The 22,785-nt window shown below is 72.3% G+C and carries 19 protein-coding genes and 1 rRNA gene; 9 read left to right on the forward strand and 11 right to left on the reverse strand.

The genetic code is table 11. The features are described from left to right. Positions 1-164: 164 nt before the first annotated feature. Positions 165-731 carry a DJ-1/PfpI family protein gene (locus ACFYMU_RS19835; RefSeq protein ID WP_388374504.1) on the forward strand — a complete coding sequence of 189 codons (567 nt, stop codon included), beginning with the start codon at positions 165-167 and terminating at the stop codon, positions 729-731. 65 nt (positions 732-796) lie between these two features. On the opposite strand, the gene ACFYMU_RS19840 is transcribed toward ACFYMU_RS19835, so the two are convergent. Together ACFYMU_RS19840 and ACFYMU_RS19845 are read right to left on the reverse strand one after the other, a co-directional pair. Further along, on the reverse strand, positions 797-1,462 hold the full coding sequence (locus ACFYMU_RS19840) for an HAD family hydrolase (RefSeq protein WP_388374506.1): 666 nt from the start codon (positions 1,460-1,462) through the stop codon (positions 797-799). A gap of 92 nt (positions 1,463-1,554) precedes the next feature. After that, positions 1,555-2,070 carry a DUF6912 family protein gene (locus ACFYMU_RS19845; RefSeq protein WP_388374508.1) on the reverse strand — a complete coding sequence of 172 codons (516 nt, stop codon included), beginning with the start codon at positions 2,068-2,070 and terminating at the stop codon, positions 1,555-1,557. A gap of 363 nt (positions 2,071-2,433) precedes the next feature. Here ACFYMU_RS19845 and ACFYMU_RS19850 point away from each other — a divergent pair, with 363 nt between their 5' ends. Further along, positions 2,434-2,955: an Rv3235 family protein gene (locus ACFYMU_RS19850; protein WP_388374510.1), complete on the forward strand. Its 522-nt coding sequence runs from the start codon at positions 2,434-2,436 to the stop codon at positions 2,953-2,955. Between the two features lie 133 nt (positions 2,956-3,088). Here the strand turns inward: ACFYMU_RS19850 and secA are convergent, their stop codons facing one another. Beyond that, positions 3,089-5,899: a preprotein translocase subunit SecA gene (gene secA / locus ACFYMU_RS19855; protein ID WP_388374512.1), complete on the reverse strand. Its 2,811-nt coding sequence runs from the start codon at positions 5,897-5,899 to the stop codon at positions 3,089-3,091. Between the two features lie 278 nt (positions 5,900-6,177). On the opposite strand from secA, the gene ACFYMU_RS19860 reads away from it, so the two are divergent. Together ACFYMU_RS19860 and ACFYMU_RS19865 are read left to right on the forward strand one after the other, a co-directional pair. Next, a complete protein-coding gene (locus tag ACFYMU_RS19860) occupies positions 6,178-6,747 on the forward strand; it encodes a GNAT family N-acetyltransferase (RefSeq protein WP_388374514.1) in 570 nt (189 codons plus the stop codon). Positions 6,748-6,879: 132 nt separating this feature from the next. After that, positions 6,880-8,076, forward strand: coding sequence for a winged helix-turn-helix domain-containing protein (locus ACFYMU_RS19865; RefSeq protein ID WP_388374516.1), 1,197 nt, complete (start codon positions 6,880-6,882; stop codon positions 8,074-8,076). 29 nt (positions 8,077-8,105) lie between these two features. On the opposite strand, the gene ACFYMU_RS19870 is transcribed toward ACFYMU_RS19865, so the two are convergent. The 7 genes from ACFYMU_RS19870 to mtnA all read right to left on the reverse strand — a co-directional run bounded on the left by ACFYMU_RS19870 (position 8,106) and on the right by mtnA (position 16,912). Further along, positions 8,106-8,852: a response regulator gene (locus tag ACFYMU_RS19870; protein ID WP_388374518.1), complete on the reverse strand. Its 747-nt coding sequence runs from the start codon at positions 8,850-8,852 to the stop codon at positions 8,106-8,108. A 206-nt stretch (positions 8,853-9,058) separates the two neighbouring features. Then, positions 9,059-9,754 carry a ribosome hibernation-promoting factor, HPF/YfiA family gene (gene hpf / locus ACFYMU_RS19875; protein ID WP_388374520.1) on the reverse strand — a complete coding sequence of 232 codons (696 nt, stop codon included), beginning with the start codon at positions 9,752-9,754 and terminating at the stop codon, positions 9,059-9,061. Positions 9,755-10,069: 315 nt separating this feature from the next. Continuing rightward, a complete protein-coding gene (locus ACFYMU_RS19880; RefSeq protein ID WP_388374522.1) occupies positions 10,070-10,963 on the reverse strand; it encodes a ComF family protein in 894 nt (297 codons plus the stop codon). A gap of 179 nt (positions 10,964-11,142) precedes the next feature. Then, the gene (locus tag ACFYMU_RS19885) at positions 11,143-12,984 is read right to left on the reverse strand and encodes an LpqB family beta-propeller domain-containing protein (RefSeq protein ID WP_388374524.1); all 1,842 of its coding nucleotides are present in this window, start codon (positions 12,982-12,984) and stop codon (positions 11,143-11,145) included. Continuing rightward, positions 12,974-15,061 carry an MtrAB system histidine kinase MtrB gene (mtrB, locus tag ACFYMU_RS19890; protein WP_388374526.1) on the reverse strand — a complete coding sequence of 696 codons (2,088 nt, stop codon included), beginning with the start codon at positions 15,059-15,061 and terminating at the stop codon, positions 12,974-12,976. The genes ACFYMU_RS19885 and mtrB overlap by 11 nt, the downstream gene beginning before the upstream one ends. Position 15,062: 1 nt before the next feature. Then, on the reverse strand, positions 15,063-15,752 hold the full coding sequence (gene mtrA / locus ACFYMU_RS19895) for a two-component system response regulator MtrA (RefSeq protein ID WP_198948386.1): 690 nt from the start codon (positions 15,750-15,752) through the stop codon (positions 15,063-15,065). A gap of 8 nt (positions 15,753-15,760) precedes the next feature. After that, positions 15,761-16,912 (reverse strand): S-methyl-5-thioribose-1-phosphate isomerase, encoded by a 1,152-nt coding sequence (gene mtnA, locus ACFYMU_RS19900; RefSeq protein WP_388374529.1) that lies wholly within the window; start codon positions 16,910-16,912, stop codon positions 15,761-15,763. A 140-nt stretch (positions 16,913-17,052) separates the two neighbouring features. Between mtnA and ACFYMU_RS19905 the strand changes: the two genes are divergently transcribed. The 5 genes from ACFYMU_RS19905 to ACFYMU_RS19925 are packed head-to-tail and all read left to right on the forward strand — an operon-like array spanning position 17,053 to position 22,606. Next, positions 17,053-18,399: a hypothetical protein gene (locus ACFYMU_RS19905; RefSeq protein ID WP_388374531.1), complete on the forward strand. Its 1,347-nt coding sequence runs from the start codon at positions 17,053-17,055 to the stop codon at positions 18,397-18,399. A 4-nt stretch (positions 18,400-18,403) separates the two neighbouring features. Next, a complete protein-coding gene (locus ACFYMU_RS19910; RefSeq protein ID WP_388374533.1) occupies positions 18,404-19,120 on the forward strand; it encodes a DUF4129 domain-containing protein in 717 nt (238 codons plus the stop codon). Then, positions 19,117-20,307 carry a DUF4350 domain-containing protein gene (locus ACFYMU_RS19915; RefSeq protein ID WP_388374535.1) on the forward strand — a complete coding sequence of 397 codons (1,191 nt, stop codon included), beginning with the start codon at positions 19,117-19,119 and terminating at the stop codon, positions 20,305-20,307. The genes ACFYMU_RS19910 and ACFYMU_RS19915 overlap by 4 nt, the downstream gene beginning before the upstream one ends. Continuing rightward, positions 20,307-21,296 carry an AAA family ATPase gene (locus ACFYMU_RS19920; RefSeq protein WP_388374537.1) on the forward strand — a complete coding sequence of 330 codons (990 nt, stop codon included), beginning with the start codon at positions 20,307-20,309 and terminating at the stop codon, positions 21,294-21,296. Before ACFYMU_RS19915 ends, ACFYMU_RS19920 begins: the two co-directional genes overlap by 1 nt. After that, entirely contained in the window at positions 21,296-22,606 is a 1,311-nt protein-coding gene (locus ACFYMU_RS19925; RefSeq protein WP_388374539.1) for a DUF58 domain-containing protein, read from the forward strand. The genes ACFYMU_RS19920 and ACFYMU_RS19925 overlap by 1 nt, the downstream gene beginning before the upstream one ends. A gap of 84 nt (positions 22,607-22,690) precedes the next feature. Here the strand turns inward: ACFYMU_RS19925 and rrf are convergent. Continuing rightward, positions 22,691-22,785: ribosomal RNA gene (rrf, locus tag ACFYMU_RS19930) — 5S ribosomal RNA — on the reverse strand; the annotation flags it as partial.

The raw sequence follows: 22,785 nt of genomic DNA on the forward strand, positions 1-22,785 counted from the left end.
TCGAACTTTGACGTTATGCACAGGAGCACCGGGGGCCCGGCTGTGCGGGGCACTCGATGGGAGCATCGCCGCACGATCGGCGCGCGGCCCCTTGGCAAGGGCCCCGGCGTCAGGCACGTTGCCTGAAGCACCCCGACCGCACGATCGAGGAGAGCCCGGCGAACATGGCGCAGAAGATTTTGATCGTCACCGGCGACGCGGCGGAATCACTGGAGGTCCTCTACCCCTACCAGCGCCTGCGCGAGGAGGGCTACGAGGTCCACATCGCGGCCCCCTCCCGCAAGAAGCTCCGCTTCGTCGTCCACGACTTCGAACCCGGCTTCGACACCTACACCGAGAAACCCGGCTACACCTGGCCCGCCGACCTGGCCTTCTCCGAGGTCGACCCCGGTGAGTACGTCGCCGTCGTCATCCCCGGGGGACGCGCCCCGGAGTATCTGCGCAACGACCCGGAGCTCCGCAAGATCCTCAAGTCGTTCTTCGACGCCGACAAGCCGGTCGCCCAGATCTGCCACGGCCCCCTGCTCACGGCCGCGGCCGACGCCCTCCGGGGGCGGCGCGTCACGGCGTACCCTGCTCTGGAGCTGGACATGCAGGCGGCCGGGGCCACCTTCCAGGACGCCGAGGCGGTCGTCGACGGCACCCTGGTCTCCTCCCGCGCCTGGCCGGACCACTCCAGCTGGATGCGCGAGTTCCTGACCGTCCTGCGGTCCAAGGCACCCGTGACCTGACGACGGCGCCTCCGGCACCGTGCGGCGTCCCCCCGGGGCGCCGCACCCGGGTGCCCCCACGCCCGCTACGCCGCCAGCCGCTCGGCCTCCGCGACCGCTTCCTCCAGCGTGTCGACCACCGGTACGCCGACCTCCTCCAGGCTCGCCCGGCTGTGGGAGCCGCCGGTGTACAGGACAGCCCGAGCGCCGACGTGCCGGGCTGCGACCGCGTCGTCCGCGGCATCCCCGATCACCACCGTGCGGGACGGCTCCACGCCGACGAGCGCGCGTATGTGCCGGACCATGTGCTCGGCCTTGCTGCCGCCCGAGGGACCGGTACGTCCCTCCACCCGGAGGAAATGGGTCTCGATCCCGAACCCCCGCACCAGCGGGACGAGTTCCTCGTGCACGTACATGCTCAGGAGCGACTGGCTGCGGCCCTCCGACCGCCACTCCGCCAGCAGCTCGGTCGCGCCCGTGGTGAGCCCGCAGGTGAGCCGGTGTTCCGCGTAGTACCGGTGGAAGGTCTCGTCCATGACCTCCCACTCGGCGTCCGTCGGCAGCCGCCCCATCAGCCGCTCGTAGAACTTCGGCACCGGCACGCAGTACAGCGCCCGGTACCGCTCCAGCGTGAGCGGCTCCAGCCCCAGCTCGGCGAACGCCGCGTTCGTCGCCCCGATGATCGCGTCATTGTCATGGAACAGCGTCCCGTTCCAGTCCCAGACGATGTGCGCGTTTCCGTACGTCCCCATGCCAGAAAACGTACCCGCCGCCACCGACAATCACCGATGGCTCGGTACCGGGAACCGGTCGCGCGGTCGCCGCACCGGCAGCGCCCGGTCGGTCACCCGCCCAGCCCGACCAGGTTCGGGATCTCCTGCGTCGCGTACCACAGCAGTTCGTGGTCCTCGGCGCCGTCCACGACGAACTGCGCGTCGTCGTCCCCGCGGTCCGCCGCCTCCAGCGCCCCGGCCGCCGCGGTCACGTCCGCTTCCGCGTCCGCCGCGTCCACGTGCACCGCGGCCGCCTTGGCCAGCGGCACGGCCCCGGCGACGCGCACCTCGCCGAGCGCCGCCGGATCCAGGCCCCGGTCCGGGTCGGCCATCGCCGTGCCGTCCGGCACGTCGGCCGCGACGACGATCCGCCGCCGGGGCGCCTCGGGGTCCGCCGCGAGCAGCCGCAGCGAGGCCAGCGCCGCCCGGCTCAGGGCCGCGTACTCCAGTTCCTCGATGTCGTCGGAGAGGTACCACTCGCGCAGCGCGGGCGTGACGGCGTACGCGACGACCGGTCCCGCGCCCAGCTCGCCCGTCTTGTACGCCTCGGCGAGTCCGGGGAGGGTCAGGGGAACGTAGACGCGCATGACGAGCCGCTTTCGTAGTCGGTCGGGCGGCCGGACGGCCCGGGAAGGCCCTGTGAAGGCCCTGTGAAGGCCCCCGGAGATGGTTCCCGCGCCTCCGGCGAGTCACCCCAGGATACGTGCGGCCGTCCCCCTTCGGGTCCCCCGCACCGCCCTCGACGGCGTCAACGGGGACGCCCGCGGATCACCCGGTACGCCCCCGCCGCCCCATGGATTCGCGGCACCCGGCTCACGCTGATAGGTGAACCCTCCCGCGGCTGCGACACGGACCCGGCTTCCTTGCGGGCTCGGTCTGCTGCCTCGTACAAGATCCCCACCGATGAGTTACCGACCGGTATCGGCCGGTCCGGCGAAACGGGGACCCCCATGAACAAGGTGATGACCAGGAACAGGGCGACGACCGCGGGAAGGCGCCAGCCGGGCGGGCGTCCGCCGGTCCGCCACGACACCCGGCGTCCGGGCGGCGGTCCCCGCCGTACGGCACCGGACCGTGGCACCGCCCGCGTGACGGCCCCCGGCGTGCCGAGACGTACCGCGCCGGTGGCGCGGCCGCGCCCCACCGACGTCTTCGCCGACCGCCTCCTGTCCGTGCTGAGCGGTCAGCGCCCGGTGCACAGCATGCTCGGCCACACCGCCGGCCGGGCCTACGACCAGCTGGCCCGGCTCGCCGAACGCGGCCCGCTGCGCACCCGCGGAGCGCGTCCGGTCGTCCGCGACATCGGCTACTACGTTCCGCGTCCGGGCGCCGTCGAGGCGTTCGCCCGCATCGGCGCCGGCGACCAGCTGCGCGCGATGGCGTTCCGCCTGGAGTGCGGTCCCGACCACCGCTGGCGGTGCACGGCCGTGGAAATGGGCGGGCCCCGGGCGCCCCGCACGGACGACGACTGACGCCGGCCGACGACCATTGCCGACGGCGACCATTGGCGACGGCGACCACGCAGAGGGGCCGGGCACCCACCCGGGTGCCCGGCCCCTCACGACGGCGTCGCCGCCGGCGTCACCGTCACTTCTTGCGACGGCCTCACTTCTTGCGGCGGCGTCCGCCCTTCGCCTGCTTGCGGCGCTCCGCGCGCGTGAGGCCGTCCGCCTCCGAACGCACCGGCTCACCGTCGGTGGTGAAGTCGCCCTCGACGATGCCGCCCTCGCCGTCCACGGTCGGCGCGGAGAAGTGCAGCCGCTCGCGGCGCTGCGGGGCGTCGAGACCCTTGGCCCGGATCTCCGGGCGGGCCGCCTGCGCCGCCACCGCCTCCTCCTTCTCCAGAGACGGCTTGGCGTCCTCGACGGGGACCTCCTCGACCTGCTGCTCGACCTGGACCTCCAGGTTGAACAGATAGCCGACGGACTCCTCCTTGATGCCCTCCATCATCGCGGTGAACATGTCGAAGCCCTCGCGCTGGTACTCGACCAGCGGGTCCTTCTGCGCCATCGCGCGCAGGCCGATGCCCTCCTGGAGGTAGTCCATCTCGTAGAGGTGCTCGCGCCACTTGCGGTCCAGGACCGACAGCACGACCCGGCGCTCCAGCTCGCGCATGATCTCCGAGCCGAGCTGCCCCTCACGCTGCTCGTACTGCTCGTGGATGTCGTCCTTGACGGACTCGGCGATGAACTCGGCGGTCAGCCCGGCCCGGTCGCCGGCCGCGTCCTCCAGCTCCTCGATGGTGACCCGCACCGGGTAGAGCTGCTTGAAGGCGCCCCACAGCCGGTCCAGGTCCCACTCCTCGGCGAAGCCCTCGGAGGTCTCGGCGGCGACGTAGGCGTCGATCGTGTCGTCCATGAAGTGCTGGATCTGCTCCTGCAGGTCCTCGCCCTCCAGGACGCGGCGCCGCTCGCCGTAGATGACCTCGCGCTGCCGGTTGAGGACCTCGTCGTACTTGAGGACGTTCTTCCGGGTCTCGAAGTTCTGCGTCTCCACCTGGGACTGGGCGGACGCGATCGCGCGCGTGACCATCTTGTTCTCGATCGGCACGTCGTCGGGGACGTTCGCCATCGACATCACACGCTCGACCATCTGGGCCTTGAACAGGCGCATCAGGTCGTCGCCCAGGGAGAGGTAGAAACGGGACTCGCCGGGGTCGCCCTGGCGGCCGGAGCGGCCGCGCAGCTGGTTGTCGATACGGCGCGACTCGTGGCGCTCGGTGCCCAGGACGTAGAGGCCGCCCAGCGCCTCGACGTCGTCCTTCTCGGCCTTGACCGCCTGCTCGGCCTTCTCCAGGGCGGCGGGCAGCGCCCCGGCCCACTCCTCGATGTGCTCCTCGGGGTCGAGCCCACGCTGGCGCAGCTCGGCCTCGGCCAGGTCCTCGGGGTTGCCGCCGAGCTTGATGTCCGTACCACGGCCGGCCATGTTCGTGGCGACGGTGACGGCGCCCCTGCGGCCGGCCTGGGCGACGATCACCGCCTCGCGGTCGTGCTGCTTCGCGTTCAGCACCTCGTGCTGGATACCGCGCTTGCTCAGCTGCTGGGACAGGTACTCGGACTTCTCGACCGACGTGGTGCCGACGAGGATGGGCTGGCCCTTCTCGTGCTTCTCGGCGATGTCGTCGACGACGGCCTCGAACTTGGCGACCTCGGTGCGGTAGATCAGGTCCGACTGGTCCTTGCGGACCATCGGCCTGTTGGTCGGGATCGGGACCACGCCGAGCTTGTAGATCTGGTGGAACTCGGCGGCCTCGGTCATCGCCGTACCGGTCATGCCGGAGAGCTTCTTGTAGAGGCGGAAGAAGTTCTGGAGGGTGATCGTGGCGAGCGTCTGGTTCTCGTCCTTGATGTCCACCCCCTCCTTGGCCTCGATCGCCTGGTGCATGCCCTCGTTGTAGCGGCGGCCGGCGAGGATACGGCCCGTGTGCTCGTCGACGATCATGACCTCGCCGTCGATGACGACGTAGTCCTTGTCGCGCTTGAAGAGCTCCTTGGCCTTGATCGCGTTGTTCAGGTAACCCACCAGCGGGGTGTTCACCGACTCGTAGAGGTTGTCGATGCCCAGCCAGTCCTCGACCTTGGAGACGCCGGACTCGTGGATGGCGACCGTGCGCTTCTTCTCGTCGACGTCGTAGTCGCCGGTCTCCTCGACGCCCTTCAGCGGGTTGCCCGCCTCGCCGCGCTTGAGGCGCGTGACCAGCTTGGCGAAGTCGCCGTACCACTTGGTGGCCTGGTCGGCCGGGCCGGAGATGATCAGCGGCGTACGGGCCTCGTCGATGAGGATGGAGTCGACCTCGTCGACGATGGCGAAGTTGTGGCCGCGCTGGACCAGTTCGTCCTTCGACCACGCCATGTTGTCGCGGAGGTAGTCGAAGCCGAATTCGTTGTTCGTGCCGTAGGTGATGTCGCAGGCGTACTGCTCGCGGCGCTCGGCCGGCGTCATGTTGGCCAGGATGCAGCCGACGCTCAGGCCGAGGAACCTGTGGATGCGGCCCATCATCTCGGAGTCGCGCTCGGCCAGGTAGTCGTTGACCGTGATGATGTGGACGCCGTCTCCGGAAATGGCGTTCAGATACGCGGGCAGCGTGCCGACCAGGGTCTTGCCCTCACCGGTCTTCATCTCGGCGACATAGCCGAGATGCAGTGCGGCGCCACCCATCATCTGCACGTCGTAGTGCCGCTGGCCGAGGACACGCTTGGCGGCCTCGCGCACGGTGGCGAAGGCCTCGGGGAGCAGGTCGTCCAGGCTCTCGCCGTCCGCGTACCGCTGCTTGTACTCGTCGGTGAGGGCCCGCAGCTCGGCGTCGGAGAGGTCGATGAAGTCCTCTTCGATGGAGTTGACCTGGTCCGCGATGCGGTGCAGCCTGCGCAGGATCTTGCCTTCGCCTGCACGCATGATCTTCGAGAGGACGGACACGGGGGTTTGTCTCCTTGCCGTTCGGGCCTGGGACGGTCGGTTACGTATGACAGCTTGAGCAACGGCCATCGTAAGCGAGGACCCCGCCACGCCGGGAGGTCTGCCATGGACAGCCACCAGGACAACGGACGGGCGTCGCGGAAGGTGCCGCGGAGGCGCTACGAATTGTCACGAGGATCTCACGCAGCGACACGACGCCCGGTGGGGCGAGCGGGTGACGACGCGGCACGGCGGGAAAAGTCATGGCATCGCGGCGGGCGGCCGAGCAGAATCGGTCGATGGACCCCGTCACCCTGACCACCGACCGTCTCCTGCTGCGCACCGTGAGCCCGTCGGACATCGAAGCGGTGTACGAAGCCGCCCAGGACCCCGACATCCAGCGCTGGACCACGATCCCGTCCCCGTATCTGCGCGAGCACGCGGAGGGGTTCGTCCGCCAGATGGTGCCCGACGGCTGGGCGGACGCGTCGATGTTCACCTTCGGCGTGTTCCTCCCCTCCGGGGAGCTGGCAGGCATGCTCGGCCTGACGATGCGCTCGCTGGGCGTCGCCGAGGTGGGCTTCTGGGCGACGAAGGAACACCGGGGCAGCGGCTACACCACGGAGGCGACGCTGGCCGCGTGCCGCTGGGCCTTCACCCGGATGTCCATCGACCGTGTGGAGTGGCGCGCCGAGGTGGGCAACGCAGGCTCCCGCGCGGTCGCGGAACGCGCGGGATTCGTCCTCGAGGGCACGCTGCGCTCCGCGATCAACAACAAGGGGGCGCGCCGGGACTGCTGGGTGGGCTCCCTGCTGCCGTCGGACCTGGGCCTGCCGTCGACGGCGCCGTACCTGCCGGCCCGTCCGTAGCGGCCCGCGCCCGCCGGCCCGCGCCCGCCGTCCTACACCCGCCCCGTCCAGCGCCCGCCCTCTCCCGCGCCGGTCGGCCACCGGAACCTGAGTATCAGCATCAATGTCAGTGCCACCCCCTACGGTGTCAGCATGCCGAGTCTCCCGCCTCCCGCCACCGAACTGTCCGCCGACGAGGCCCGCCGTATCGCCCTGCGGGCCCAGGGCCTCCTCGGCGCCCCCGACCGCAGGGCCGGCGTGCGCGGCGTGCTCCGCCACCTCGGCGCGGTCCAGCTCGACACCATCTCGGTCCTCGCCCGCTCCCACGAACTCATCCCGTACGCCCGCCTGGGCGGGATAGGCCGCAAGGCGGTCGACTCGGCGTACTGGACGGCGTCGGGCGGCGCCGACCCGGCCCCCCACGCGTTCGAGTACTGGTCCCACGCCGCCTGCATCCTCCCCATCGAGGAGTGGCCGCACTTCGCCTTCCGCCGCCGCTCCTACCGCTCCCGCCCGCACTGGAACCACCCGCTCCCGGACGGGGTCTACGACCAGGTCGTCAAGCAGCTGCGCGCGGAAGGCCCCCTGACCGCCACGGACTTGGGCGGCGCAAAGAAGACCAGCGAGTGGTGGGACTGGTCCGGCACCAAGGTCGCCGTGGAACGCGCGCTGATGTACGGCGAGGTGGTGTGCGTCGAACGCCGGGGCTGGAAGCGGGTGTACGACCTCGCCGAGCGTGCCGTTCCCCCGGAGCTGCTCCACGACGACCTGGACGACGCCGAGTGCCTGCGCCGTCTCGTCCGCCTCGCCGGCCAGTCCCTCGGTGTGGGCACGCGCGCGGACATCGCGGACTACCACCGCCTCAAGGGCGAGCAGGTCGAGGCGGTGATCGCGGACTCGGGGCTGGTCCCGGTGACGGTCGAGGGCTGGGGCAAGCCCGCGTGGGCGGACCCCGAGGCCCTGCGGACCCCACCGCGCGGCCGCCACCGTACGACGCTCCTGTCGCCGTTCGACTCCCTGATCTGGGAGCGGGCGCGCACGGAGCGGATCTTCGGTTTCACGCACCGGCTGGAGGCGTACGTCCCCAAGCCCAAGCGGGTGTACGGCTACTTCGCGATGCCGGTCCTGGCCGGCGGCCGCCTGGTCGGCCGCGTGGACCCCGCGCGCGAGGGCCGCACGCTGGTCGCCAGGCAGGTCGCCCTGGACGGCTCCAAGGCGGTTCCGGCAGTGGCGCAGGCACTGGTGGAGGCGGCGGCCTGGGTGGACTGCACGAACGTACGCGTGGAGCGGGTGGACGCCCCGGCCCTGCGCGAGCCGTTGGTCCGGGAGCTGGCCCGCGCCCTGGGCTGACCTTCGGACCCTCAGCCGGGCCCGTCCCGCTAGCGGATCTCGAGGATCTTCTCCCGCATCGCGTAGACCACCGCTTCCATCCTGGAGTGCAGTTGCAGCTTCTCCAGGATGTTGCGCACATGGTTCTTCACGGTGTTCTCGGAGATGAACAGCTCCTTGGCGATGTCCCGGTTGTTCATCCCGGTGGCGACGAGCTTGAGGACCTCCAGCTCCCGGTCGGTGAGCCGCGGCGCGGGAACCAGTCGGCGCTCATCGGTCCGCTGGATCATCGACTTGAACTCGGTGAGGAGTTTGGACGCCATGGAGGGACTGATCTGCGACTGCCCGTCGGCGACGGCGCGAATGGCCGTGGCGACCTCGTCCGTGGAGATCTCCTTGAGGAGGTACCCGGTGGCGCCGGCCTTGATCGCGTCGTAGAGGTCGGCCTCCTCGTCGCTGATGGTCAGCATGATGATCTTCGCGCTGGGCGCCACCTCCTTGATGGAGGTGCACGCCTCGATCCCGCCCCGCTTGGGCATCCGTACGTCCATCAGCACGATGTCGGGCAGCAGATCGGCCGCCTTGTCGACGGCCTCCGCCCCGTCCCCGGCCTCACCGACGACCTGGATGTCCTCCTCGGCGGCGAGCACGATCTCCAGGCCGCGCCGGAAGAGGGCGTGGTCGTCCACGACGAGGACACGGATGGGCTCCTTGCGTGGTGAGCCCGCCTCCGGGCCCATGCCGACGACGCCGTCGTCGGCATCCTCATCACGCATCGGTCCGAAGCTGTCCGCCATCGTTCCTCCCCCTGAAGGCTGTGGCCTGTGGTCCCGAGCCATCGCCAACCCAAGGCAACGGCCCACCGGTTGAGCCGTTGTGGCCATGATTCCATGCCGAGGCGACAGTCAGGTGACAGAGCATGGGGCGAAGTGGTCGCACGCTGGTGCCCCTGGGGGCGCACGGGCTCACCAGGGGCACCGGATACAGCGATCACCCGGCGGGGTCAGCCGCCGGCCGCTCCGTTCGCGCTGGCCGATGGGGCTGCCTCGGCCACCATCTGGTCCGTGCTGAGGTGGATGACACCGTAGTCGTAGGCGTGCCGGCGGTAGACGACGCTGGGTTGCTTGGTCTCGGAGTCGACGAACAGATAGAAATCGTGCCCGACCAGCTCCATCTCATAAAGCGCCTGGTCGAGCGACATCGGGGACGCGGCGTGGGTCTTCTCCCGGACGACGAGAGGCCCTTCGCCCTTCACCTCGATGGGGCCGATCTTCTTGGTCGGCACTCCTTCCGGTTCCGCTTCCGAGACGACGCCGCCGTTGCCGTTGAGCGTCGCGGCGCCCGGGACGTGGTTGGGCACCTCGGCGGCCGAGATCCTGCGGGTCCCACGGCGGGTGTGGCGCTTGTCGTGCTGCTTGCGCAGCCGCGCCTCGAGCTTCTCCGCCGCCAGGTCGAGTGCCGCGTACGGATCGCTGGCCGCTGCCTCCGCCCGGATCACCGGACCGCGGGAGCGGAGGGTGATCTCCACTCGGTCGGAACGGTCGGCCTGTCGGGGGTTGGGCTCCTTGGACACCTCGACGTCGAGGCTGATCACCTTGCCGTCGAGCTTCTGGATCTTGTCCAGCTTCAGCTTCTCGGCCACGTGCTTCCGGAACCGCTCAGGCACCTCGGTCTTGCGGCCCTTGACGACGATGTCCACGCAGAACTCCGTTCCCGGATCGCTCCGCATCCCTGGCGGAGCATCTCCCTTGTGCACCAGGCTCCGGTGAGCCCCGGAACCTCGGACTCGGTGACTTCCACCTCCTCCTCCCCCGCGGGCGGGCTCGCCACCCCACCACTACGGGTGAGAAAGCCGAACCCGCGGCAGGGCACTGGAACATGAGGGGGATGGCCTGCGCCTTTCCCTCACAACCGAACATATCTCGCCGGGGCTGATGTCGTCACCCTCTACCGCCGTGTACCTCCGTTCAGGCGAATTGACCTGCTCATTACCTGCAACGACCCGACTCCGCGGTCAGTTCCGATTCGCTCCGAAGGAGACCGGCGACGCGGCGACCACCGCCGCCCGAACGCCGTGTCCGGGGCCGGTCCCGGCGGCCGTCCCGTGCGGCGCCCGGGAACCGTGCACCGGTGCCGTCCCCCGCTCCGTCCTCCGTTCCCCCGCGGCTTCCCCGGCCGCGCCGGCACACACCTCCGTATCCGCCGTCCCCACGCCCGCCGTGCCCGGGTCCGAGAGCGCGGCCCGCACCGCACGGGCCGCCTCCGCCAGTGAGGCACCCGTCGTCATCAGGTCGTCCACGAGGACGACCCGCCCGCCGGCCAGCAGCGGGGCGCACCCCGCGGCCACCTCCAGCGCGCCCGCGAGATTGGCGAACCGCTGACCGGAGTCGAGCCCCGACTGGTCGGCCACGGCCCGCCGCTGCCGCAGCACGGCCGCCACCCGGGCCGCCGTCCCGGCGCGGCGCAGCCCTCCCGCGGCCGCGAGCGCGATCCGCCGGGTGGGATCGTGCCCCCGGGCCCGCACGGCCCGCCGCGAGGAGGGGACGGGCACGAGCAGCACCGGCCGCGGGAACGGCACGGGCGTCCGGCCGGCACCGGTCCCGTCGGCCGCCGCCTCACCGAGCCCCGCCCGCACGGCGCCGGCCAGAGCCGTACCCAGCGGACGCACGAGCGTCAGCGCGCCCCGCTCCTTGTGGGCCAGGAGCACGGAGCGCACGGCACCTTCGTACGGCGCGGCGGCGTGCACCGCGGGCAGGCCCGCCGGCTCCGGCGCCGGTCGCACCCGGCGCGGTGCGGTGGCGTGGAGAGCGGCGCGGCACTCCGGGCAGAGCACCGTGCGCGGCCTCCCGCAGCCTCCGCACGCGGCCGGCAGCACCAGGTCGGTGAGGTCCTGCCACCATCCCCGCATGTCCACCACTGTGCCGGGGCCCGCGACGACCCGCCAGCCCTGTGGACAACGTCGGGACCGCCGCCGGACGGCCACTCACCGCTCGTCCAGGGCGGACAGAAGGGCCGCCCGCACCGTCCCCCGGCCGACGGGTCCCCACGTCGGCCCGGGACCCGCCGTCGGGCCACGCCCGAGGGTGCTCACCCCGGGTAGACCGGGGCCGTCCCCGCCTTGACCACCTTCTGCCACTGCGCCCCGGTCGACAGCCGCACGATCCCGTCCTCCGAGTAGGCCACCAGCGGCAGCCGCTCGTCCTCCGACGCCGCGATCTGCTTCACGCCGGTCAGCGACGTCGGCGGATTGCCCGTCGGCGTGGAACCGTCGACCTGCACATAGCGGATCTGCTGCACCCCACCGGCCTCACTCCCGACCAGCACGAGCCGGCTGTCGCCCGCCCACGACATGGCGGTGACCTCCTCCAGCTGCGGCGTCACCGAATGCAGTCCGAGGATCGACACACCGGGCCGCCCGCCGGTCCCGCCGTCCCGCTGCACGCGCCCGATCCGCAGGGACGTCTTGCCGTCCTTCTCCACGATCAGCGCGATCCGTACTCCGTCGGCGGCCACCCGCACCGCGTCCACGCGCCCGTCGAGGCTCGGCGTGCGGACCTCCGCGGGCTCGCCCGCGCCCTTCTGGAGCAGGAGCAGCCGGGGGTGCCCGGGATCGCGGTCGGCCACCCACAGGTCGCCCGCGCCGTCCCAGCTCGGCGTCGTCAGCCGGTCGTCCGCCGACGCTCCCCCGCTGGTCAGCACCGCGTCCCCGACCGAGGCGCCGGACACCAGCGACCCGACGTACAGGAACCGCCCGTCCACCGAGACGCCGGCCGCCTTGTCCTCGTCACGGGAGACGGCCGCGGCACGCAGCCTCTTGATCCCGTCGCCGAGCGCACCCGGCACCGGTTCGGGCTCGGTGGCACTGCTGTTGCTCGGCAGGCGGACGAGCCGCTGCCTGCCGTCGATGAAGTACTCGTACTCGGGCCGCGTGCCCGTGCCGCGTGCCGCGATGATCTCGGCCCGTTCCTCGTTCAGATCGCACAGTTTGCTGCCGTTCGACCGCTGCAGCTCGACCTGGCTCACGCCTGTGGGGGTCAGGCCCTGGAGGGTGAACAGCAACTGCGCCGCCATCCTGGCGCACTGTGTCCGGCCGACCCGGTCGGCCTTGTCGTTGAGCGGCACCGACAGCTTGTTCTGGTCGTCGGGCGACAGGGAGGTGACGTCCTTCCCGAGCGCCGTGCCCGGCGGGAAGCTGGATGTCGCCACCGGGTCCAGCCAGCGGGTGGGGCCCTTCAGCAGGGCGCGGACCGTGGAGGTCACGGGGTCCACTTTGCTGCGCACGTACACCGGGTCCGCGACCGTGCTCAGCCGACCGCCGGCAGCGGTGGGGGCGCTCGTCGCGAAGTAGTACTTGTTGACCGACACGTAGTTGCGCTGGAAGTCGGACCTGCCCATCACCACGCCCTGCGGCAGCGCGTCGATCCGCCACTGGTTGGTCTTCTTCTCCAGCGTGAGATGCACGGTCCTGCTGTACGTCCCCGCGTCCGGCGCGTACGCGTGCTGCGCGTCCACGACCGCGAGCCTGGTGCCCGTCAGCGTGTACGTGTAGGCGTCCTCGTCGCCCGCCTGCCGGCCCACCGCGGCACGCGCGGCGACGGGGTTCGGTCCGTCGGAGAGGACCGTGGTGGACCGATCCGGGTTCCACGCGCGCGAGGCGCCGGCGGTCAGATATTTGCGCGCCGTCTCGTACTGCGGGTCGTCGCTGGTCAGCGCCTCGAGGAAGCCCTGCACGATCTCCGCGGGAACGGCGTTCTCGCGCGGCGGCATCGCGAAGACGCGCACCTGGGCGTCCTGCCGGGGCGTGGACTCGACCCCCCGCAGGTCACCGCTGTCCGGCATCGAGGCGCAGCCCGCCAGCAGCACGGCGCCACAGCCGATGGCGGCCCCGACGCGCAGCGCACGCCGTCGCCCGCCCCCCTCAGCGCCCACCGACTGCCTCCCCTTGCTCCCGCTCGTCCGGCCCGCCGCCGTCCTGTGACGGCCGCGGAGTGCTGTCGTCCTGCCGCCGCGACCGCCCGACCTGCCGGGGTACCACGCGCGCGCCGCTGCCGGGCAGCGCGGTCGGGTCGGCCGTGGGCGTCGCCGGGGCGTGCCGCGGCGCGATCGGGGCGGCCGACGGCACGCTTTCCCGCGTGGCCTGGCCGGGCACCACGGCCTGCTTCCCGGAGCCGCCCCGCGGCAGCCCGGAGCCGTCCAGTCCGGAGTCGTTCAGCCCGGCGTCGTTCAGCCCGCGGTTGCGCCGTGAGTCCTTGGGCTCCAGCGGTATCGGCGAACCGCGCAGCGGCTCGTCGGCGGTCCGCGGCAGTGTCAGCCGGAACTGCGACCCGCCCCCCGGTTCGCCCCACGCCTGTAGCCAGCCGCCGTGCAGCCGGGCGTCCTCCAGGGCGATCGACAGCCCGAGGCCCGTACCGCCCGTGGTCCGCGCGCGTGCCGGGTCCGCCCGCCAGAATCGGCTGAAGACCCGGGTCGCCTCGCCGGGCTTGAGCCCCACGCCGTAGTCGCGCACCGCGACGGCGACCGCGCCGCCCGCCGCCGCGAGCCTGACCACCACGTCCTTGCCCTCGCCGTGCTCCACGGCGTTGACGACGAGGTTGCGCAGCACCCGCTCGACCCGTCGGGCGTCCGCCTCGGCGACGACGGGCTGCTGGTCGCCGACGACACGTACCCGCGTGCCCTTGCGCTCGGCGAGCGGCTCGGCACCGCTGACGACCCGCCGTACGACGTCGCGCAGATCGATCGGCTCCGCCTCCAGCGCCGCCGCGCCCGCGTCGAAGCGGCTGATCTCCAGCAGGTCGGCGAGCAGCGACTCGAAACGGTCCAGCTGGTCGGCGAGCAGTTCCGCGGAGCGCGCCGTGACCGGGTCGAAGTCCGCGCGCGCCTCGTGGATGACGTCGGCCGCCATTCGCACGGTCGTCAGGGGCGTCCGCAGCTCGTGGGACACGTCCGAGACGAACCGCCGCTGCATCCGGGACAGGTCCTCCAGCTGCTGGATCTTGAGCTGCAGGTTCTGCGCCATCTTGTTGAACGCCTCACCCAGGCGTGCGATGTCGTCCTCGCCGGTGACCTTCATGCGTTCCTGCAGACGCCCGGCGGAGAGCCGTTCGGCGATGCCCGCGGCCATCCGCACCGGTGTGACGACCTGGCGCACCACCAGCCAGGCGATGGCACCCAGGAGGACGACGACGAACAGCCCGGCCGTCGCGAGCGTCCCCTTGACCAGGCTGAGCGACTTCTCCTCCTGGGTGAGCGGGAAGAGGAAGTACAGCTGGTACGGGTCCCCGTTCGGGTCGTTGATCTGCTTGCCGATGATCAGCGCCGGCTGTGGCTGGCGGCCGGTGTCGGTGTAGACGATGCGGGTGTAGCTCTGGGCCACGCCCAGGCCGGCGTCCAGGCGCTTGCGCAGGGCCTCGGGCACGCTCGGGCTCGGATCGACGCCGCCCGACGCGCGCGGCCCCAGGCCGCGGTTGTCGTTGTCCGCGGCGGTGGTGCTGAGCGTGACCACGTCGAAGGCGCCCTGGCCACCGCTGGAGAGCGACTCGACGAGGTCGCTCATCCATCCCCGGACGTTCTGCACGGGATTGCCGCCCGTGCCCGCGTTGTCGTCCCCGCCGCTCGCGCTGGCCGCGCTGTCGGCCTTCTGCCCGGCGACCGTGAAGCCTCCGACGGCCTGGCTCTGCGACGCCTTCACCTTGGCGTCCAGCAGGCCGTTGCGCACCTGGCCGATGACCACGAAGCCCAGCAGCAGTACCACGCCCAGCGACATCAGCAGGGTCGTGGCGACGATCTTGAGCTGGATGTTGCGCCGCCACAGCCGCATCACGGGCAGCAGCGGACGGCGCACCCAGCGCATGACGAGCCGGAGGACCGGGCTGCCCTGGACCCCGCCCTGGAGCAGTCCGCCCTCGAAGAGCCCTTCCCACCCGGTGCCCGTCGTCCTCAGTCCGACAGGCCGCCCCGGGCGGGCCCCGGGCCGGCCGGGGCCCGAAGCGGCACTGTCCCGGGCCACGTCAGCTGGGTCCGGCCTTGTAGCCGACGCCACGGACGGTCACGACGATCTCGGGGCGCTCCGGGTCCTTCTCGACCTTGGACCGCAGCCGCTGGACGTGAACATTGACGAGGCGGGTGTCCGCGGCGTGGCGGTAGCCCCAGACCTGCTCCAGCAGCACCTCGCGGGTGAACACCTGCCACGGCTTGCGCGCCAGCGCCACCAGCAGGTCGAACTCGAGCGGCGTCAGCGCGATCGACTGCCCGTCCCGCTTCACCGAGTGACCGGCCACGTCGATGACGAGGTCGCCGATGGCGAGCTGCTCGGGCGCCGGCTCCTCCGACCTCCGCAGCCGCGCCCGGATGCGGGCCACGAGCTCCTTCGGCTTGAACGGCTTCACGATGTAGTCGTCCGCGCCCGACTCCAGGCCGACCACCACGTCCACGGTGTCGCTCTTCGCCGTCAGCATCACGATCGGCACGCCGGACTCCGCCCTGATCAGGCGGCAGACCTCTATGCCGTCCCGGCCGGGCAGCATCAGGTCGAGCAGCACCAGGTCGGGCTTGGTCTCGCGGAAGGCGGCCAGCGCCTTGTCACCGTCGGCTACGAAAGACGGCTCAAAACCTTCACCGCGCAGCACGATGCCGAGCATCTCGGCCAGTGCGCTGTCGTCGTCGACGACAAGGACTCGTCCCTTCATAAACGACATCATCCCATTAGCTAAATCGTTACCTGGCGTGACCTGTCACACAGCGCGGCGAGGGCCTCGGCTGTCACGGGGGAGGCGACTCCCTCCTCGGTGACGATCGCCGTCACCAGTTCCGGCGGCGTCACGTCGAACGCAGGGTTGTACGCCTGTGTTCCCAGGGGTGCCACCGGTATCCCGCCTCCCGCTTCCGTTCCCGCCGCCGGCAGCGGCGCCCGGGGGGCCGTCACCTCCGTCACCTCGTGGCCCGGCCGCTGCTCGACCTCGATGGACGCTCCGTCCGGGGTGTCCGGATCCACCGTGGTCACCGGCGCCACCACGATGAACGGCACATGGTGGTACCTGGCCAGCACCGCGAGCGGATAGCTGCCCACCTTGTTCGCCACCGACCCGTCGGCCGCGATCCGGTCCGCCCCGATCAGCACCGCGTCCACCTCGCCCGCGGCGAACAGGGAGCCCGCCGCGTTGTCCGTGAGCAGCGTGTAGGCCACCCCGTTGCGGGCCGCCTCGTACGCCGTCAACCGAGCACCCTGCAGCAACGGCCGCGTCTCGTCCACCCACAGCCTGCGCAGCCGCCCCATCCGGTGCGCCGCCAGCGCCACCGCGAACGCCGTGCCCTCCCCGCCGGACACCAGCGCCCCGGTGTTGCAGTGAGTGAGTATCCGGTGCCCACCGCCGGGCAGCAACTCGTCCAGCAGTGCGAGACCGTGCCGCGCCATCCGGGCGCTGGCCTCGGCGTCCTCCCGGTGCAGCTCCCGCGCCGCGGCGAGCGCCGCCCCCGCGGCCCGCTGCTCGTCGCCGCCGTCGGCGAGCGCGGCCCGGTACGCGGTCCTCGCCCTGCGCACGCCCACGGCCAGGTTCACCGCGGTGGGCCGAGCAGCCTCCAGAGCGGCCGCCGCCTCCTCCACCTCGAAGCCGCGCAGGGCGGCGAGCGCGACGCCGTACGCGCCGGCGATCCCGAGCAGCGGCGCACCGCGCACGGCCAGCGTGCGGATCGCGTCCACCAGCGCGGGCGCGTCCGTGCACACGAGCTCGACCTCCTCGGCCGGCAGCCTCCTTTGGTCGAGAAGGACCAGCACAGGCCCTTCGGGCGGTTCGTCCCAGCGAATGGCGCGTATCCCCGCCGACTGGTGGTCCTCGCCGGATTGCGCGTACTGATCAGCCATGCGGTCAGTCTGCCCCCTCCCGGGCCGACAATTGAAGGCGTGCAGCCCGCACCGCCCCCGGTCCCCCTGGGGACGCAGCGTGGCACGATGGCTGCCAACTCGCCGCCGCGACCGCGGACGGGCACCGTGAAGGAGCGATGATGAACGACACTCCGGGCTGGGCCTCGCCCGGATCTGCCCCCTCCGACGGGCAGCAGCCGGGAACCTCCGGCGCACAGTCCCCGGAGCAGCCCTCGGACCGTGGCGGTGCCGGTCAGCCGCAGCCGCCCAGCACATGGTCCAAGGAGCAGCCCCCGCCCGGGCAGTGGACCGCTCCTCACCCCCAGGGTCCCGAGCAGGCCCCACCACCGCCACCACCCGGCCCGGGCTGGGGCGGGCGTCCTCCGGCCGGCCCGGTCGGCCCCGGCGGATACGGAGGCCCCGGCGGCGGCTGGGGCGGCCCGGGCCAGGGCTACGGCGGGCCCTGGGGCGCGGGCGGCAACTGGGGCCCGCCGCCCGCCGCGAAGCCCGGCGTGATCCCGCTGCGCCCCCTCGGCGTCGGCGAGATCCTCGACGGCGCCGTCTCCACCATGCGCGCCCACTGGCGCACGGTCCTCGGCGTCTCGCTGGCGGTCGCGGTCTTCACGGAGATCTTCGTCATCCTGATCCAGGGGTTCGTCCTCGACGACAGCGCCAGCACGCAGACGCTCAACGATCCCAGCGCCTCCGCGCGCGAGGTGGGCCGCGCCCTGGGCGACGTGACGCTGAGCACCGGCGCCGTCTCCGTGATCGTCCTGCTGGGGACCGTCGTGGCGACGGGCCTGCTCACGACCGTCACCAGCCGGGCCGTTCTCGGCAGGTCGGTGAGCACCGCCGAGGCGTGGCGCGACGCCCGCCCTCAGATGCCGAGGCTGTTCGGTCTCACGTTCCTGCTGGTGCTCATGGGCGCCGCGCTCGTGGCCGGGGGCACGCTTCCCGGCATCCTCATCGCCCTGTCCGGCTCGCCCCGCGCGGGCGCCCCGCTGGCGGTCCTCGGCGGTCTCGGCGGCGGCGTCGCCGCCGTGTGGATCCTGGTCAGATTCTCGCTGGCCTCGCCCGCGCTGATGCTGGAGAAGCAGGGCATCGGCACGTCCATGAAGCGCTCCGCCAAGCTGGTGCGCGGCTCGTGGTGGCGGGTCTTCGGCATCCAGGCACTCGCACAGGTCATCGCGATCATCATCGGGTGGATCGTCGTGATCCCCTTCGCCATCCTCGCCGGAGCCTTCAGCGACGGCGGCTTCTCCAGCCTCGTCAACGGCACCGGCAGCCCCGGCTGGACGTTCCTCATCGTCAGCGGGATCGGCTCGGTGATCGCACGCATGCTCACCTTCCCCGTCACGGCCGGCGTGACCGTGCTGCTCTACATCGACCAGCGCATCCGCCGCGAGGCCCTCGACCTCGACCTGGCCCGCGCCGCCGGCGTCCCGGGCCACGGCTCCGACGACCGCGGCACCGTCCCGGGGAGCTGATGCGGTGAGCCTGACGGGGGGAAGGCTGAGAGCCGTACCGCTGCTGTGGCGCTCGGGGGACGAACCACCGGTGACCGTCTCCCGGGATCCGGCCCGGGAGGCGGCCCGGCGTGAGCTGTCCAAGCGGATGTACCACGAGAACGACCCGAGCCCGCTGCAGCGCGCCCTGAACGCCTTCTGGAACTGGGTCGACGGTCTCTTCGGCGCGGCATCGACCGCGACGCCCGGCGGCTGGCTCGGGCTCCTGGTCATCGTGCTGGTGGTCCTGGCGCTCGTCGGCGCCCTGTGGTGGCGCCTGGGCACCCCGCGCCGGACGGCCACCTCGTCCGCGGCACTCTTCGACGACCGTCCGCGCAGCGCCGCCGAACACCGGGCGGCGGCAGAGGCGCACGCCGCCCAGGGCCACTGGAGCCAAGCCGTCCAGGAACGCATGCGGGCCGTCGTCCGCTCCCTGGAGGAGCGCGCCCTCCTCGACGTACGCCCCGGCCGCACAGCGGACGAGGCCGCCTCCGAAGCCGGCCGCGCCCTGCCCGACCACGCGGACCGGCTGCGCGCCGCCGCCCGGGACTTCGACGACGTCACATACGGTGGCCGCGTCGCGGGCGAGGCGACGTACCGCCGGCTCGCCTCGCTCGACGAGGATCTGGAGCGCGCCAGGCCGCAGACGGCCGACAGTGTCCGCACCGCGGCACTGGGACCGCACGGGGGAGCCACCGGATGACCGCCGAGGCCACGTCCGCGTCCACATCGGCTTCGCCCACCGCGCGCCAGGTGTGGACCCGGACACGGGGTGTCGCACTGGGCGTCGTGGTCCTTCTGATCGGCGCGGTCGCGATCGCCGTCATCCGCTCCGGCGCCCAGCACGGTCGCCTGGACCCGCGCTCCGCCGACCCGTACGGCAGCCGGGCCGTCGCCGAGCTCCTCGCCGACCGGGGCGTGTCCACCGACGTGGTCACCACCCTCGACGAGGCGCGCACGTCGGCCGGACCGGACACCACCCTCCTGATCGCCGTGCCCGATCTGCTGACCCGCGGCCAGCAGCAGCTGGTGCGCGAGGCGACGCGGAGATCCGGCGGCCGGACCGTGCTGGTCACGCCCCGCGCATCGCTCGGCATCCTCGCCCACGGAGTGTCCGCCGACCCCGCCATCAGCTACGACTCGCTCCTGGACCCCTCCTGCGCCCTGCCCGCGGCCCGCCGGGCCGGCAGCGCCGACACGGGCGGGATCCGCTACCTCACGAGCGACACCCGCGCCGACACCTGCTACCCGAGCGACGGTCTGCCCACCCTGGTGCGCGTCCCGGCCGCCTCCGGGCCCGGTGACACCGTCGTCCTCGGCGCGCCCGACATCCTGTACAACGACCGCCTCGACGAGCACGGCAACGCGTCGCTCGCCCTGCAACTGCTCGGCTCCCGCACCCACCTGGTCTGGTACCTCCCCTCGCTCTCCGACGCCACGGCCACCGACTCGGGCGGGCAGGGACTGCTCGACCTGCTTCCCTCCGGCTGGCTCTGGGGCACCCTCCAGCTCTTCGTCGCCGCGGCCCTGGCAGCCCTGTGGCGGGCACGCCGTCTCGGCCCCCTCGTACCCGAACGACTCCCCGTCGCGATCCGCGCCTCCGAAACCGTCGAAGGCCGCGCCCGCCTCTACCGCAAGGCCACCGCACGCGACCGCGCCGCCGCCGCACTCCGCACCGCCAGCCGCACGCGCCTCGCTCCCCTCATCGGCGTCCCCGCCCCTCAGGCGCACACACCCGAGGCCCTGCTCCCCGTGCTGTCCGCCCACCTCCGCGCCGACGGACGGTCCCTGCACGCTCTCCTCTTCGGCCCGCCACCCGGCGACGACGCGGCCCTGATCGCCCTCGCCGACCAACTCGACGCCCTCGAAAGAGAGGTACGCCGTCCATGATGGACCCGACCACTGACAACGCCGGGCACACCGGGGACCCGGGCGCCGCCCGCGCCTCCCTGGAGGCCCTGCGCGCCGAGATCGCCAAAGCCGTGGTCGGCCAGGACCCCGCCGTGACCGGCCTCGTCGTCGCCCTGCTGTGCCGGGGCCACGTGCTGCTGGAAGGCGTCCCCGGCGTCGCCAAGACGCTGCTCGTCCGCGCCCTGGCATCCGCGCTCGAACTCGACACGAAACGCGTCCAGTTCACCCCCGACCTGATGCCCAGCGACGTCACGGGCTCTCTCGTCTACGACGCGCGGACCGCCGAGTTCTCCTTCCAGCCCGGCCCGGTCTTCACCCATCTGCTCCTCGCGGACGAGATCAACCGGACCCCGCCCAAGACGCAGTCGTCCCTCCTCGAAGCCATGGAGGAACGCCAGGTCACCGTCGACGGCACCCCGCGTCCCCTGCCCGAGCCGTTCCTGGTCGCCGCCACACAGAACCCGGTGGAGTACGAGGGCACCTATCCCCTCCCCGAAGCCCAACTGGACCGCTTCCTCCTCAAGCTGACGATCCCTCTCCCCTCCCGCCAGGACGAGATCGACGTCCTCACCCGGCATGCCGGGGGCTTCGACCCACGCGACCTGCGCGCCGCCGGCGTGCGACCGGTGGCAGGTCCCGCCGACCTCGAGGCCGCGCGCGCCGCGGTCGCCAAGACGACGGTCTCCCCCGAGATCACCGGCTACGTCGTGGACATCTGCCGCGCCACCCGCGAATCCCCGTCGCTCACGCTCGGCGTGTCACCCCGCGGCGCCACGGCCCTGCTCGCCACGGCCCGCGCCTGGGCGTGGCTGACCGGCCGCGACTACGTCATCCCGGACGACGTGAAGGCGCTGGCTCTCCCGACGCTCCGTCACCGGGTCCAGCTCCGCCCCGAGGCAGAGATGGAGGGCGTCACCGCCGACTCCGTCATCAACGCGATCCTCGCCCACGTCCCCGTCCCCCGCTGATGGCGCTCACCGGACGCGCCGCGCTCCTCGCGGCACTCGGCACCCTCCCCGTCGGCATCTGGGCGCCCGGTTGGACGGGTGTCCTCGCCGTCAACGGCACACTCGCCCTGGCATGCGCCTGCGACTTCGCGCTCGCGGCACCCGTACGCCGACTGGGTCTGACCCGCTCCGGCGACACCTCCGTGCGCCTGGGCGAGGCGGCCGACGTGACACTGACCGTCACCAACCCCTCCGGGCGGCCGCTGCGCGCCCAGCTCCGCGACGCCTGGCCGCCGAGCAGTTGGCTGCCCGGCACCGAAGTGGCCGCGTCACGCCACCACCTGACGGTCCCTGCGGGTGAGCGCCGCCGTCTGACCACCCGTCTGCGCCCCACCCGCCGCGGCGACCGCCACGCGGACCGCGTCACGATCCGTTCCTTCGGGCCGCTCGGGCTCTTCTCGCGCCAGGGCACCCACAAGGTCCCGTGGACGGTACGGGTGCTGCCCGCCTTCGCCAGCCGCAAGCACCTTCCCTCCAAGCTGGCCCGTCTTCGGGAACTCGACGGCCGCACCAGCCTGCTCACCCGTGGCGAGGGCACGGAGTTCGACAGCCTGCGCGAATACGTCCCCGGGGACGACACACGCTCCATCGACTGGCGCGCGACAGCCCGCCAGAGCACGGTCGCGGTGCGCACCTGGCGCCCCGAACGCGACCGCCACATCCTCCTCGTCCTGGACACGGGCCGCACCTCCGCCGGACGTGTCGGCGACACACCGCGCCTGGATGCGTCCATGGACGCGGCACTCCTGCTCGCCGCCCTGGCGTCCCGGGCCGGCGACCGCGTCGACCTGCTCGCCTACGACTGCCGGGTGCGTGCCCTGGTGCAGGGCCGCGCCGCGCGTGAAGTCCTGCCCTCACTGGTCGACGCGATGGCGACGCTGGAGCCGGAACTCGTCGAGACGGACGCCCGGGGCCTCACGGCCATCGCACTGCGCACGGCACCGCGCAGGTCCTTGATCGTGCTCCTGACCACTCTGGACGCGGCCCCCGTCGAGGAGGGCCTTCTTCCCGTACTGTCTCGCCTCACCCAACGTCACACGGTGCTGCTGGCCTCCGTCGCCGACCCGTACATCGCCCGCATGGCGACCGCTCGGGGCAGCACGGATGCGGTGTACGACGCCGCCGCGGCCGCCCAGGCCCAGGCGGAGCGCGCGCGCACGGCCGAGCAGCTGCGCCGCCACGGTGTCACGGTCGTGGACGCGACCCCGGACGATCTGGCGCCGGCGCTGGCGGACGCATACCTGGCGTTGAAGGCGGCGGGCCGACTCTGATCCGTCCTGATCCTTGCGGGAAGGCCGCCGCCCCTTGAACGCAGAAAGCCCCGCACCATGAGGTGCGGGGCTTTCCCACAATTAGTTCGGCGGTGTCCTACTCTCCCACAGGGTCCCCCCTGCAGTACCATCGGCGCTGTAAGGCTTAGCTTCCGGGTTCGGAATGTAACCGGGCGTTT

The organism is Streptomyces sp. NPDC007264 (assembly GCF_042869095.1).
In the GTDB taxonomy this organism is placed as follows: domain Bacteria; phylum Actinomycetota; class Actinomycetes; order Streptomycetales; family Streptomycetaceae; genus Streptomyces.

What these genes read in the sequence shown, in the direction of transcription:
- ACFYMU_RS19835 (WP_388374504.1), top strand. Translation starts at nt 165, where the DNA reads ATGGCGCAGAAGATTTTGATCGTCACCGGCGACGCGGCGGAATCACTG.
- ACFYMU_RS19840 (WP_388374506.1), bottom strand. Translation starts at nt 1,462, where the DNA reads ATGGGGACGTACGGAAACGCGCACATCGTCTGGGACTGGAACGGGACG.
- ACFYMU_RS19845 (WP_388374508.1), bottom strand. Translation starts at nt 2,070, where the DNA reads ATGCGCGTCTACGTTCCCCTGACCCTCCCCGGACTCGCCGAGGCGTAC.
- ACFYMU_RS19850 (WP_388374510.1), top strand. Translation starts at nt 2,434, where the DNA reads ATGAACAAGGTGATGACCAGGAACAGGGCGACGACCGCGGGAAGGCGC.
- ACFYMU_RS19860 (WP_388374514.1), top strand. Translation starts at nt 6,178, where the DNA reads ATGGACCCCGTCACCCTGACCACCGACCGTCTCCTGCTGCGCACCGTG.
- ACFYMU_RS19865 (WP_388374516.1), top strand. Translation starts at nt 6,880, where the DNA reads ATGCCGAGTCTCCCGCCTCCCGCCACCGAACTGTCCGCCGACGAGGCC.
- ACFYMU_RS19870 (WP_388374518.1), bottom strand. Translation starts at nt 8,852, where the DNA reads ATGGCGGACAGCTTCGGACCGATGCGTGATGAGGATGCCGACGACGGC.
- ACFYMU_RS19880 (WP_388374522.1), bottom strand. Translation starts at nt 10,963, where the DNA reads ATGCGGGGATGGTGGCAGGACCTCACCGACCTGGTGCTGCCGGCCGCG.
- mtrA (WP_198948386.1), bottom strand. Translation starts at nt 15,752, where the DNA reads ATGATGTCGTTTATGAAGGGACGAGTCCTTGTCGTCGACGACGACAGC.
- mtnA (WP_388374529.1), bottom strand. Translation starts at nt 16,912, where the DNA reads ATGGCTGATCAGTACGCGCAATCCGGCGAGGACCACCAGTCGGCGGGG.
- ACFYMU_RS19905 (WP_388374531.1), top strand. Translation starts at nt 17,053, where the DNA reads ATGAACGACACTCCGGGCTGGGCCTCGCCCGGATCTGCCCCCTCCGAC.
- ACFYMU_RS19915 (WP_388374535.1), top strand. Translation starts at nt 19,117, where the DNA reads ATGACCGCCGAGGCCACGTCCGCGTCCACATCGGCTTCGCCCACCGCG.
- ACFYMU_RS19920 (WP_388374537.1), top strand. Translation starts at nt 20,307, where the DNA reads ATGGACCCGACCACTGACAACGCCGGGCACACCGGGGACCCGGGCGCC.
- ACFYMU_RS19925 (WP_388374539.1), top strand. Translation starts at nt 21,296, where the DNA reads ATGGCGCTCACCGGACGCGCCGCGCTCCTCGCGGCACTCGGCACCCTC.